Raw genomic sequence first — 13116 nt, forward strand, 5'->3', positions numbered from 1 at the left:
TGCCTGCTGGCACTCATCAATATGTCATTGTTACTTTATCCGAACCGAACAGCGTTGCCAGTTGCAACAACAGCTCATCGTCCGGGCGTACCTGCCAGTCTTGTCCCAACTGCAGGGTGCCGCTGGCATCGGGTCGGTTAAATCGAATCTGTACCGGGCAACTGCCGGAGCGGTATTCCTCCAGCAGCGCTTTAATCTTGGTCAGTTTAGTGTCATCCAGGCTGTCGGAATCCAACTCCAGGCTGACGCCCTTGGCCCACTTCTCCCTCGCCTGACTGATGTCCAGCACCTCTTTGGCAGACATTTTATTGCCACCGCTGAAATCATCAAAGCTGACCTCTCCCTCGACAATCAGGATCTTATCTTTTACCAGCAGATCTTGGTACTTTTCCACCCCTTCTGCAAACATCATCACTTCGAGGCGGCCGCTTTTGTCATCCAGGGTCAAAATGCCCATCTTGCTGCCGCGCTTGGTGATCATCACCCGGGCGGCGATCACCAATCCGGCCACCCTGGTACTTTTACCGCGACCGGTAGGCACCACATCTTTAAGGCGACCGGAAGTCCAGCCTCTGAGCTCTTTCAGGTACTGGTTGATGGGGTGGCCGGTCAGGTACAGCCCCAGGGTCTCCCGCTCGCCGTCCAGCCAGATCTTTTCCGGGAAGTGGGGCACAGAGACAAAGGCCTGATCCGCCGCGCCGGGCTCCGGCGTCAGGCTGCCGAACAGGTCGTCCATCCCCTGGGCCTGGTTGCGGGCATTCTGCCCCGCCGCTTTCGCAGCCTGATCCAGGGTCGCCATCATCGCCGCCCGGTGCGGCCCGAGGTTGTCCATCGCCCCCGCCATGATCAGCTTCTCGATGGTGCGCTTGTTGACCTTCTTCAGGTCGACCCGGTTACAGAAATCAAACAGGTCACGGAACGGTCCGCCACTGTCCCGGGCCGCCAGAATTTCATCCACCGGCCCTTCACCTACCCCTTTGATGGCGCCGATGCCGTACACAATCTCTTCGTTGGCGTTGACGTTGAACTTGAACAAGCCCATGTTGACGTCCGGCGGCAGCAGGGTCAGCCCCATGCGTTCGCACTCGTCCACCAGGGTCACCACCTTATCGGTGTTGTCCATATCCGCCGACATCACCGCCGCCATAAAGTAAGACGGGTAGTGACGCTTCATCCACAGGGTCTGGTAGGACACCAGGGCGTAGGCGGCCGAGTGGGATTTGTTGAAGCCGTACCCGGCGAATTTCTCCACCAGGTCGAAGATCTTCATCGCCAGGTCGCCGTCGACACCGTTGTTTTCGGCCCCTTCGCGGAAGGTGCCCCGCTGCTTGGCCATCTCCTCGGGCTTCTTCTTACCCATGGCCCGACGCAGCATGTCGGCGCCGCCCAGAGTGTAGCCCGCCAGTACCTGGGCAATCTGCATCACCTGCTCCTGGTACAGGATGATGCCGTAGGTGGGCTCCAGGATCTCCTTCAACGACTCGTGCTGGTACTCCGCATCCGGGTAGGACACCTCTTCCCGGCCGTGCTTACGGTCAATGAAGTTGTCCACCATCCCCGACTGCAAAGGGCCGGGCCGGAACAGGGCCACCAGGGCGATCATGTCTTCGAAACAGTCCGGGCGTAGCCGCTTAATCAGGTCCTTCATGCCGCGGGATTCCAGCTGGAACACCGCCGTGGTCTCCGACCGCTGCAGCATGTCGAACGACGGCTGATCATCCAGAGGAATGCTCTCGATGCGGATCGGCGTCTCCCCTTTGGCCTCCAGCGCCGGGTTGGCCATGTCCAGCGCCCACTGGATGATGGTCAGGGTCCGCAGGCCCAGGAAGTCAAACTTCACCAGGCCGGCGGTTTCCACGTCGTTTTTATCGAACTGGGTGACCGGGTTGCCACCGGTGTCATCGCAATACAAGGGGGCGAAATCGGTAATGGTGGTGGGGGCGATCACCACCCCGCCGGCGTGCTTACCGGCGTTTCGAGTACAGCCTTCCAACTTACGGGCGATGTCGATGAGGTTTTTCACCTCCTCGTCGCGATCGTAGATCTCCGGCAGCGCCGGCTCCTCTTTAAACGCCTTGGCCAGGGTCATGCCCGGATCCGGCGGAATCAGTTTGGAGATGCGATCCACGAAGCCATAGGGGTGCCCCAGCACCCGGCCCACATCCCGAATCACCGCCTTGGCCGCCATGGTGCCGAAGGTGATAATCTGCGATACCGCATCGCGGCCATACAGCTCGGCGGTGTGGTCGATCACCTCATCCCGGCGATCCATGCAGAAGTCGACATCGAAATCGGGCATCGACACCCGCTCCGGGTTCAGGAACCGTTCGAACAGCAGATCGTATTCCAGCGGATCCAGGTCGGTAATCTTCAACGCATAGGCCACCAGGGAACCGGCACCGGAACCCCGCCCCGGGCCCACCGGAATGTTGTTGTCCTTAGACCACTGGATAAACTCCATCACGATCAGGAAGTAACCGGGGAAGCCCATGTTGTTGATCACTTCCAGCTCGATCTTCAGCCGGTCGTCGTACTCCGGTCGCCTCTGCAGACGCTCGGCCTCGTCGGGGAACAGGAACTCAAGCCGCTGCTCCAGCCCCTCCTCCGACACCTTAATCAGGAAATCTTCAATCTTCAGATCGCCGGTGGGGAAGTCCGGCAGAAAGTACTCGCCCAAGCGCACGGTCACGTTACAGCGCTTGGCGATCTCGACGGTGTTGTCCAGCGCCTCGGGAATGTCGCTGAACAGCTCGGCCATCTCGTCGGCACTGCGCAGGTACTGCTCCCGCGAGTACAGCCGCGGCCGCCGGCTGTCATCCAGGGTAAAGCCATCGTGGATACAGACCCGGATTTCGTGTTCATCGAAATCTTCCGGATCCAGGAACACCACTTCGTTAGTGGCCACCACCGGCAGGCCGGTGTTGTCCGCCAGTTCGACCGCCCGGTGCAGATAGGTCTCTTCGCCGCTGCGGCCGGTGCGGACCAGCTCCAGATAGTAGCGTTCGGCAAAATGCTGCTGATAAAAAGCCAGCAAGCCATCCACCACCTGCTGGTTACCCTTGGTCAGGGCCTGGCCTACATCACCGTCTTTGGCGCCGGAGAGAATGATCAGCCCCTTGGCGTGCTCCGCCAACCAGTCCCGATCCAACACCGGTCGATGGTTGACGTGGCCACGCAGGTAGGCTTTGGAGATCAACAGGGTCAGGTTTTTGTAGCCGTCATTGTCCATGGCCAGCACCGTCAGCCGACACTGCATGTCATCCAGCTCGGGACAGATCTGCCAGAAGTCGGCGCCAATCAGAGGCTTGATGCCGTTTTTATGGCTGCCGCCATAAAACTTCACCAGGCCACAGAGGTTGGTCTGATCCGTCAGGGCCAGCGCCGGCATCCCCATCTCCGCTGCCCGGCTGAGAATGGGACCGACTTTCTGCATGCCGTCGACCATGGAGAAGTCGGAATGGACCCGCAGGTGAATAAAGCGTGGTTCGGCCATGGTGTGTGTTTACTCCAGACCCAGTGCGCGTCGCACTGGTTTAAAGCTGGTTCGATGAAAAGGCGTAGCGCCCAGGGCGGCCAACTGCTCAAGGTGTACCTTGGTGGGGTACCCCTTGTGCTGGGCAAACCCGTACTGGGGATACTGGCGATCCAGCGCCAGCATCTCGCCGTCTCTGACCACCTTGGCCAGAATGGACGCGGCACTGATGGCCGGCTCCTTGTCGTCGCCCTTGATCAGGGCTTCCGCCGCCAGGCCACCAAAATCCGGGCAGCGATTGCCGTCCACCCGCACCAGGGTCGGCGTCAACGCCAATCCGGCCACCGCTCGCTGCATCGCCAGCATGGTGGCATGGAGAATGTTCAACTGGTCAATTTCAGCCACACTGGCACGGCCAACGTGCCAGGCCAGTGCCTTCTCCTGAATCTCAATAAACAGCGCGTTGCGCTTTTTCTCGGACAGTTTTTTCGAATCCCGAAGTCCCTCGATGGGGTTGCCGGGATCGAGAATCACCGCGGCGGTGACCACGTCGCCCACCAGCGGACCGCGGCCAACTTCATCGACGCCGGCAATGTACTCAATCATGATCGGCTCCAATCAGCTTCAATACCGCCTTGGCCGCCTGCTCCGAGGCATCCAGGCGCAGTTCGGTGTGCATGGCGGTGAAGGTGTCCAGCAACTCGCGATTGTCGCCCTCCAGATAGCCCCGCACCAGATCGGCCAGCTGCGGGCCGGTGCAGTCTTGCTGAATCAGCTCCGGCACCAGATCCCGCCCGGCCAGCAAGTTCGGCAGGCTGAAACGATCGATGTTCATCAACCGCTGGGCGATGCGGTAGGTCAGCGGCGCCAACTTGTAGGCCACCACCATCGGCCGCTTCACCAGCATCGCTTCCAGAGTTGCGGTGCCGGACGCCAGCAGAATCACGTCACTGGCGGCCATCACCGTACGCGACTGTCCCTCAACCAGGGTCAGTTCCAGCTCCGGTGCCAGCTCCGCCTTCAGGGCTTCGAACTGTTGCCGGCGCGCCTCGTTGGCCAACGGCACCACGATCTCCAGTTGCGGGTGCGACTGCCGCAGCAATCGGGCCGCCTCCAGAAACGGCGCACTGAGCCGCTTCATCTCTCCGCCTCGGCTGCCGGGCAACAGCGCCAGCACCTGAGCCTTGGCATCCAGCCCCAGCACCTGCCGGGCCTGGCCCTGATCGCTAACCAGGGGGATCTCATCCGCCAGTGTGTGGCCGACAAAGTGACAGGGAACCTGATACTGGTCGTAAAACGCCTTTTCAAACGGCAGCAGCGACAGCACCAGATTGGTGGCCTTGGCGATCTTAAAGATCCGCTTAGGCCGCCAAGCCCACACCGACGGGCTGACGTAGTGCACCGTAGGAATGCCCGCCGCCTTCAGCGGCGCCTCGATACGCAGGTTGAAGTCCGGCGCATCGACGCCGATGTACACGTCGGGCCGACGCTCGAGCACGGTGTCGATGACGGTCTTTTTAATTCCCATCAGCTTGGGCAGGCTCCCCAACACCTCCACCAGCCCCATCACCGACAGATCTTCGATGTCCGCCAGGTTATCGATGCCGATGGCCTGCATCTTGGGGCCGCCGATGCCAACAAAACGGGCATCAGGATGACGCCGGCGAATGGCTTTCATCAGGCCGGCACCTAAAATATCGCCGGAGAGTTCCCCGGCGACAATGGCTATGGTCAGTTGGCTCAATCAACCACCCTCATCGAACGATGCCACGACTGGATTGCTCAACGAAGTCCGCCATAAAGGCCACCTCGGGAAAGCGTTCCGCCAGTTCCCGCAGCTGAGGCAGGGCCTCGGCTGTGGTCAAGCTGCTGCGATACAGCAGTTTGTAGGCCTTGCGAATGGCGGCGATGGCCTCTTTACTGAAGCCACGACGCTTCAACCCTTCGCTGTTGATGCCACGGGGCACGGCACTCTGACCGGAGGCCATCACATAGGGTGGCACATCCTGCAACACCAAAGAACAGCCAGCGGTGAAGGCGTGGGCACCAATCTTAACGAACTGGTGCACACCGGTCATACCGCCGAGAATGGCGTTATCACCCACATGCACGTGACCGGCAATGGAGGCGTTGTTGGCCATAATGACGTTGTCGCCGACCACACAGTCGTGGGCCACGTGGGTGTAGGCCATAAACAGGTTGCCGGAACCGATTTTGGTCAGCCCCTGATCCTGAACCGTACCGCGGTGAACGGTGCAACATTCGCGGAATACGTTGTTATCGCCAATCTCCAGACGGGTTTGCTCTCCAGCGAACTTCTTGTCCTGGCACTCCTCACCAATGGACGCAAACTGGAAAATCTTGTTGCCCTTACCGATGCTGGTAGGGCCTTTGATCACCACATTGGCGCTCACCCAGGTATCGTCGCCGATGCTGACGCCCGGGCCGATGTAACTGAATGGACCAATGGTGACATTTTCACCGATGCTGGCATCGGGATGAACAATCGCCTGAGAATCGATCACGATATTAAGCCTCTCGCTTGGCGCACATCAGGTCTGCGGTACAGACAACTTTACCATCCACTTTCGCCTGAGCGGCGTAGAAGCCGATGCCGCGACGATCTTTGATGAACTCGATGTGCAGATCCAGAGTATCCCCCGGCACTACCGGCTTCTTGAAGCGGGCGTTGTCGATGCCGGCAAACAGATACAGCTCATTCTCTTTCTTGCCGTAGGTCTTAAAGGCCAGAATGGCGGACGCCTGGGCCAAAGCCTCGAGGATCAGCACGCCGGGCATAATCGGAGCTGCGGGGAAGTGACCCGGGAAAAAGGGTTCGTTGTAGGTCACGTTCTTACGGGCGTGCATCGATTCACCCGGAACGAAATCCAGCACCCGGTCCACCAGCATAAAGGGGTGGCGATGAGGTAGGTATTGGAGGATTTCATTGACCTCCATGGAGTTTAATTGCTCAGACAAAGTCGTCTCCAAAAACGGTTATTGATCCTGCTCGGTATCCGGCAGCTGTTTTTCCAACTCGCGCAGGCGCTGATGCATGGCATCCAGCTGACGCATGCGCACCGAGTTGCGACGCCAGGACTTGTTGTCCTGAATGGGCGAACCGGAGGAGTAGACACCGGCTTCACGCAGGCCCTTACTCACCCGGGACATCCCGGTAATCTGTACGCCATCGGCCAGCTCAATGTGACCGGCAATGGCGGAGTTGCCACCGATGATGCAGTGGCGGCCAATCTTGGTGCTGCCAGCAACCACCGAACAACCGGCGATGGCAGTATGGGCACCAATGATGTCGTTGTGGGCGATCTGACACAGGTTGTCGATGATCACCCCATCCTCGATCACGGTGTCGTCGATGGCGCCGCGGTCGATAGAGGTGTTGGATCCAATCTCAACCCGGTTGCCGATACGTACACTGCCGACCTGAGGAATCTTGATCCACTGGCCACCTTCGTTGGCGTAACCAAAGCCGTCGGAGCCGATCACCGCACCGGAGTGGATGATGCAATCCTGGCCCAGCTCGATGCCGTGATAGAGGGTGACGTTGGCCCACAGGCGGGTGCCCTCACCGATGCGGGCCCCCCGTCCGACGACCGAACCGGCGCCAATCTGAACGTTATCGCCAATAACCGCATCGGCTTCAATCACCGCATTGGCCGCCACGGTGACATTGGCGCCGAGGCGGGCACTGGCATCGATCACCGCCGACGGGTGAACGCAGTCCGCAGCCATCGGTGTGGTGTCCAGAATCTGGGCGATTCGGGCGAAGCAGACGTAGGGGTTGGCGGCGATCAGCGCGTCGCCGGCGTAACTCTCACTGTCAGCCTCAGACAAAATCACCGCCCCGGCGGCGGTGTGGTCTAACTGCTTACGATACTTGCGGTTGGCGAGAAAGGAGATGTGATCCGGGCCGGCATTGTCCAAGGTGGCCACCCGGGCCACCTTTTTGTCGCCGTCCCCTTTAACGGTAGCGCCGGCCAGTGAGGCCAGCTCCGTCAGGGTTTTGCTTGTCATACTGTTAGTTGCCTTTACCTACGGCTTCGACCACTTTGGCGGAGATGTCGGCGGCGTCATTGACGTATACCGCGGCGCCGCGCTGAAGGATGATGTCAAACTTTTCCGCTTCAGCAACGCTGTTGATGGCAGTTTGCACCTTCATCAGCAGCTTCTGCTGCTCTTCGTTCTGACGCTTCTTCATGTCTTCCTGCAGCGCCTTGCCTTTCAGCTGGTAGTCTGCATTCAGGCTTTCCAGCTGACGGCTCAGTTCGGTCTTCTGCTCATTGGTCATGATCAGGGCGTCTTTCTGCTGCTTTTCAGCCAGCGTCTTCAGCTCGGTCTCGATCTTACGTACCGCCGCCACACGCTCGGAGAATTCGTTCTGCAGCCCCTGCATCATCGCTTCCGCCTGAGGCAACTGCGCCATAATGGCACGCATGTCCAGCACACCAATCTTCTCTGCCCAGGCCGAAGGTGCCATTACTGCCATCATCAGGGCAACTGTCATTAACTTCTTCAAGTTTCTATCCTCTGTTTTTTATACCAGTGCCATCGGGCATCGGGTTTAGAAAGTTCGACCAATATTAAAGGAGAACACTTCGTTGTCATCCCCTTCGTACTCTTTGATCGGCTTGGCCAGGCTGAACACCATGGGACCCATTGGAGACAACCACTGTACGGACAAACCGGCCGACGCCCGAATGCGCATCGGATCGGAGTAATCCTGAATCTTTTCGAATTCTGACTGCGGCAGCACCCGGTAGCTTTCGTAATCAAATTCGGTATCCCATACGTTACCGGCATCGACAAAGAAACTGGTCCGCACCGAGTTCTTGTACGACTCATCCAGGAACGGGGTCGGCACGATCAGCTCGGCACTCAGAGTGGCGATGCCGTTACCACCGATGGAACTGCCTGTATCGACAGCTACGGTATCAGGATCACCCGGCAAATTACAGCCTCCGAAGCCGCCGTTCGGATCCGGAATACACGGGGTACCGTCACCGGTCAGGTAGAAGGCGCGGGGGCCAACGGAGTTAGTCTTAAAGCCACGCAGGATGGTGGAGCCACCGGCGTAGAAGTTTTCCCAGAATGGCAGAATGTTATCCTGGCCTTTGTACTGACCATAGCCGTTACCATAGCCCAGCTTACCGCGGGTCAGGAACACCCAATCGTGAGTCCGGTCGAGCGGGAAGTAGAAACTGGTGTCAAAGCTGACCTTGAAGTACTGGATGTCGCTACCGGGAATGGTGGCCTTACCAAAGAACTTCTGGTTGTTACCCGAGGTCGGGAAGGTGCCCCGGTTCAGGGTGCTGCGGGTCCAGTTTCCGTTCACTTCGTAGTTGTTGAACGCAATCTTGCTGCCGGAGTTACTGGCATCGCCATAGATGTTATAGAACTTGATCACCTGCTGATACGGCGACACTTCCGACAGTTCATTATGGCGATAGAACAGGCCCAGCCCCAGTCGGTTGTACTCGTTCAACGGCCAGGACAGATCGAAGCCGGCGCCATAGGAGTTGTTCTTATAGGACTCCAGGTAGTACTCATCGGCGTCAAATTCGGACCAGTAGATGCTGCCCCCCAGACTGACGCCGTCCTTGGTAAAGTACGGGTCACGATAGGAGAAGTTGACGTCTTTCTGATAGGAGTTGTTGTTGAGGTTGATGCCGACGCTGTTACCGGTGCCCATGAAGTTACTCTGAGACACACCCAACTGCAGACTCAGCTTACTCTCCGTGCCGTAACCGACACCGAAGTTAAAGGAACCGGAGGGCTGCTCTTTCACCTTGAAGGCCACGTCCACCAGATCATCGCTGCCCGGTACCGGCGTGGTTTCAGTCTCCACCGTCTCAAAGAAGCCCAGACGATTCAAACGCTCCTTCGACAGCTCCACAGAGCGACTATTGAGCCAGGCGCCTTCCATCTGACGCATCTCCCGGCGCAGCACCTCGTCCTTGGTAACGGTGTTACCCGCAAAGCTGACGCTACGAACGTAGATCCGCTTACCAGGATCGATGTTGATGTTGAGTGTGACCTCTTTGGTCTCTTCATTCACCTCGGGGTAGGTGCTCACTCTGGGGTAGGCGTAGCCATAGCGACCGAGGAATTTACCGATCAACTCCTCGGTGAAAGTCACTTCGCCACCGTTGTACATCTCACCGGTTTCAATCGGAACCAGCTTATTCAGCAGCTCCTCTTTACCCAGCAGCTCACCGGTCAGGTTGATGTCCTTAACCGTATACTGCTCACCCTCGTCGACGTTGATGGTGACATAGAGTCCGGTTTTATCCGGCGTCATCGCCACCTGGGTGGAATCGATCTTGAATTTCAGGTAGCCGCGATCGTTGTAGTAGGAGGTCAGGGACTCCAGATCCCCTTCCAGCTTCTGTTTCTGATAGCGACGATCACCAAAGAAGTCCCACCAGGCCACGTAGTCGGTCAGCTCCAGCAAGCCAATCAGCTCATCGTCCGGGTAAACGGTGTTACCGACGATGTTGATCTGATGAATGTCGGCAGCGTCACCTTCGGTGAATTTCAGCTTCAGCTCGACCCGGTTACGGGGCAGCGTAACGATCTGTGCGTCTACCTTGGCGTTGTATTTACCGACGCTGTAGTAGAAGTCCTGCAGACCCGACTCAATCTCGGTCAGCAGGGTACGGTCCAGAGGCTCGCCGGTCTTGATACCGGAGCCGTCCAGGCTCTCCTGCAGCTGCTCGTCTTTGATGTCTTTGTTGCCCTCAAATACGATGCTGGAGATGGTCGGCCGCTCTTTTACCGTCACCATCAGCACATCGCCGTCACGGGAGACCGAGATATCCTCGAAGTTATCAGAGGCGTACAGCGCCTTGATGGCCCGTTGCAAACTGACCGAATCAATCTGATCCCCCACATTAATGGGCAGATTCAGCAACGCAGCACCCAGGGCTACCCGCTGTAGTCCCTCAACTTTAATATCTTCAACCACAAAGGCATCAAAGCCTGCAGCGTGCCCTTGTGCCGTGATGGCCGCACCGATGAATACCATCGATGCCATAATTTTATTCAGTCTCATAGACGAAGATTCTTATTATTCCTTGGGCCTACAGTCGTGCTACGTCATTGACGATAGCGATAATCATCAGCATCAACACCAGCGCCGAGCCAATGCGATAGCCAAAATCTTGAATTCTTTCCGGTACCGGCTTGCCAGTCAGCACTTCCACTGCGAAATACAGCAGATGGCCACCGTCGAGGACAGGGAGGGGCAACAGGTTGATGATGCCAAGGTTTACACTGATCAGTGCCAGAAAACCGAGAAAATACACCAAACCGTATCCCGCCGAGCTGCCGGCGCCCTGGGCAATGGATATCGGGCCACTTAGGTTACTCACCGCAAGGTCGCCCGTAAACAACTTACCAATGGTTTTTACCGTCAACTCCACCAGTTGTCCGGTTCTCTGCAGCGCCGGCATCACAGAATCCAGCACGCCGTAACTCAAATCGATGCGGTATGCCTCAGGCCAGGGCTCGGCCAGGGGCGAAACGCCAATCTTCCCCACCAGCTTGCCGTCCGCGCCCGGCTCCCCTCTGGGCACTACGGTAATCTCCAGGCTGTTGAACTGACGTTGCAGTGTCAACACCACCGGCGTACCGGCGTTGGCTTCCACCAGGGATACCAGTTGCGGCCAGTCCCGGTAGGGTTCGCCATTGATGGCCATCAACTTGTCGCCAACCCGAACACCGGCCTCAAAGGCGGCGCCCTCTTCGGTCACCAGTGCCAGTTCATTGCTGATTGCCGGGCGCCAGGGCATCATCCCCAGGCTGACAAACAGTGGCTCCTTGTCCGGCTGAACCTGCCAATCTCGTAAATCCAGCTCGACGGTGCGACTGCGGCCGCTGTTTCCGTCTTCGACGGTCAGGCTCAGTTCATCATTGCCGATGTACTCTACCAAGGCCAGGTTGACCGCTTCCCAGTCGACGGTGGCGCGATCCCCGACCCGGGTGATGACGCTGGTGGGGGCGATCTGCGCCTCGGCGGCGATAGACTGGGGGGCAACCTCGCCAATAACCGGGCGTACCGTGGGTACGCCGATCAGAAACATTAGATAGAAGGCAAGGATAGCGAAAGCGAAGTTAGCCAACGGGCCGGCGGCCACAATGGCAATCCGCTGCCACACGGTCTTGGCATTGAACGCCTGCGATTGCATCGACGCCGGCACCTCGTCGACCCGGCCGTCCAGCATCTTGACGTAGCCCCCGAGCGGAATCAACGCCAAGGTGTATTCGGTACCGTCCTTGCCAATACGTCGCAGCAGGGTCTTGCCGAAGCCAATGGAAAATCGTTCCACTTTGACGCCACAGCGCCGGGCAACCCAAAAGTGGCCATATTCGTGAACGGTAATCAGAATTCCCAAGGCGACTACAAACGCCCCGAGACTCCATAAGAACTGCAGCATTACACTCCCCTGGCTATCCAGCCGTCGGCCTGGGCTCTGGTTTGAGAATCCAAAGCACTCAACGCGGCCAGATCCGTAAGTGGGCTTAAATCCGCCTGTTCGAGGCAAAATCTATTGACCCGGGCGATATCCGTAAATTTAATCTGCCCCCGAAGAAAGGCGGCTACCGCCTGTTCATTGGCGGCATTGACCACCGTGGTCGCTTCCTGGCCATGATTGCAGGCATCCATGGCCAGTTTCAGACAGGGATACCGTTGAAAATCGGGCTCTTCAAAGGTTAATTGTCCGACCTTAAAGAAATCTAAAGGTTCCACACCGCTGGCAATTCGGTCGGGGTAGGACAGGCTATGGGCAATGGGAGTACGCATATCCGGCTGGCCCATCTGAGCCAGCACCGAGCCATCGTGGTACTGCACCATGGAGTGGATGACGCTCTGAGGGTGAATCACCACCTGAATCTGCGACGGCGCCGCATTGAACAGCCAGCGGGCCTCAATGTACTCCAGACCCTTGTTCATCATCGATGCCGAATCCACCGAGATCTTCTGCCCCATGCTCCAGTTAGGATGGGCACAGGCCTCGGCTGGAGTGATGGCGTCGAAACTGCTCAGTTCGCGAGTCCGGAACGGGCCGCCTGAGCCGGTCAGCAACAGATGGGACACGCCATTACCAGCCAGATCGCAATAGCCCAGCTGCTGTTGCACCCCTTCCGGCAGGCTTTGGAAGATGGCGTTGTGTTCGCTGTCCACCGGCAGCAGGGTTGCGCCATGCTCACGGACGGCGTCCATAAACAGCCGCCCGGAGACCACCAGGGCCTCTTTATTGGCCAGCAATATGCGCTTGCCTTTGCGCACCGCCGCCAGGGTGGAGTTCAGACCGGCGGCACCGACGATGGCCGCCATCACCACGTCGACGGAATCGAGCTCGGCCACATCGGTAAGCGCCTGCTCACCGGCCAGAACTTCTGTGCCTGATCGGCCCTTGAGGCCCTCTGCCAGCTGTTGCGCCGCCTGAGGATCCACCATCACCGCCACCGCAGGCTGAAACTCCTGACACAGTGCCAACATCGATTGCCAGTTGCTGTGGGCGGTCAGCACCTCAATCTGAAACTGGTCAGGGTGTCTGCGAACCACATCCAGAGTGCTAGTGCCAATGGAGCCGGTGGCCCCGAACAGCGCAATATTTTGCATT

At 58.3% G+C, this 13116-nt stretch carries 10 protein-coding genes; all 10 read right to left on the reverse strand.

Annotation, left to right across the window (positions count from 1 at the left end; translation table 11 throughout):
* Positions 1-16 precede the first annotated feature (16 nt).
* From dnaE to ispC, 10 genes are read right to left on the reverse strand one after another with little or no spacing between them, the layout of a single operon-like run.
* Positions 17-3493, reverse strand: a complete 3477-nt coding sequence (gene dnaE, locus BLT77_RS02740) for a DNA polymerase III subunit alpha (protein WP_090361639.1) — start codon at positions 3491-3493, stop codon at positions 17-19.
* A gap of 9 nt (positions 3494-3502) precedes the next feature.
* Complete coding sequence (gene rnhB, locus BLT77_RS02745) at positions 3503-4078, reverse strand: ribonuclease HII (RefSeq protein ID WP_090361642.1); 576 nt, start codon at positions 4076-4078, stop codon at positions 3503-3505.
* Complete coding sequence (gene lpxB / locus BLT77_RS02750; RefSeq protein ID WP_090361646.1) at positions 4071-5216, reverse strand: lipid-A-disaccharide synthase; 1146 nt, start codon at positions 5214-5216, stop codon at positions 4071-4073. The genes rnhB and lpxB overlap by 8 nt, the downstream gene beginning before the upstream one ends.
* A 10-nt stretch (positions 5217-5226) precedes the next feature.
* Positions 5227-5997, reverse strand: a complete 771-nt coding sequence (gene lpxA, locus BLT77_RS02755; RefSeq protein WP_090361649.1) for an acyl-ACP--UDP-N-acetylglucosamine O-acyltransferase — start codon at positions 5995-5997, stop codon at positions 5227-5229.
* A gap of 4 nt (positions 5998-6001) precedes the next feature.
* Entirely contained in the window at positions 6002-6451 is a 450-nt protein-coding gene (gene fabZ, locus BLT77_RS02760; protein ID WP_090361651.1) for a 3-hydroxyacyl-ACP dehydratase FabZ, read from the reverse strand.
* A gap of 18 nt (positions 6452-6469) precedes the next feature.
* Positions 6470-7504 carry a UDP-3-O-(3-hydroxymyristoyl)glucosamine N-acyltransferase gene (lpxD, locus tag BLT77_RS02765; RefSeq protein WP_090361654.1) on the reverse strand — a complete coding sequence of 345 codons (1035 nt, stop codon included), beginning with the start codon at positions 7502-7504 and terminating at the stop codon, positions 6470-6472.
* A gap of 4 nt (positions 7505-7508) precedes the next feature.
* On the reverse strand, positions 7509-7994 hold the full coding sequence (locus BLT77_RS02770) for an OmpH/Skp family outer membrane protein (RefSeq protein ID WP_090361658.1): 486 nt from the start codon (positions 7992-7994) through the stop codon (positions 7509-7511).
* 57 nt (positions 7995-8051) lie between these two features.
* Positions 8052-10541, reverse strand: a complete 2490-nt coding sequence (gene bamA, locus BLT77_RS02775) for an outer membrane protein assembly factor BamA (protein WP_090361661.1) — start codon at positions 10539-10541, stop codon at positions 8052-8054.
* Positions 10542-10569: 28 nt separating this feature from the next.
* Entirely contained in the window at positions 10570-11925 is a 1356-nt protein-coding gene (gene rseP / locus BLT77_RS02780) for a sigma E protease regulator RseP (RefSeq protein ID WP_090361664.1), read from the reverse strand.
* Positions 11925-13115 carry a 1-deoxy-D-xylulose-5-phosphate reductoisomerase gene (ispC, locus tag BLT77_RS02785; RefSeq protein WP_090361667.1) on the reverse strand — a complete coding sequence of 397 codons (1191 nt, stop codon included), beginning with the start codon at positions 13113-13115 and terminating at the stop codon, positions 11925-11927. Before ispC ends, rseP begins: the two co-directional genes overlap by 1 nt.
* Between the last annotated feature and the right edge of the window lies 1 nt (position 13116).

It is taken from the genome of Ferrimonas sediminum, from assembly GCF_900100175.1.
Classification (GTDB): domain Bacteria; phylum Pseudomonadota; class Gammaproteobacteria; order Enterobacterales; family Shewanellaceae; genus Ferrimonas; species Ferrimonas sediminum.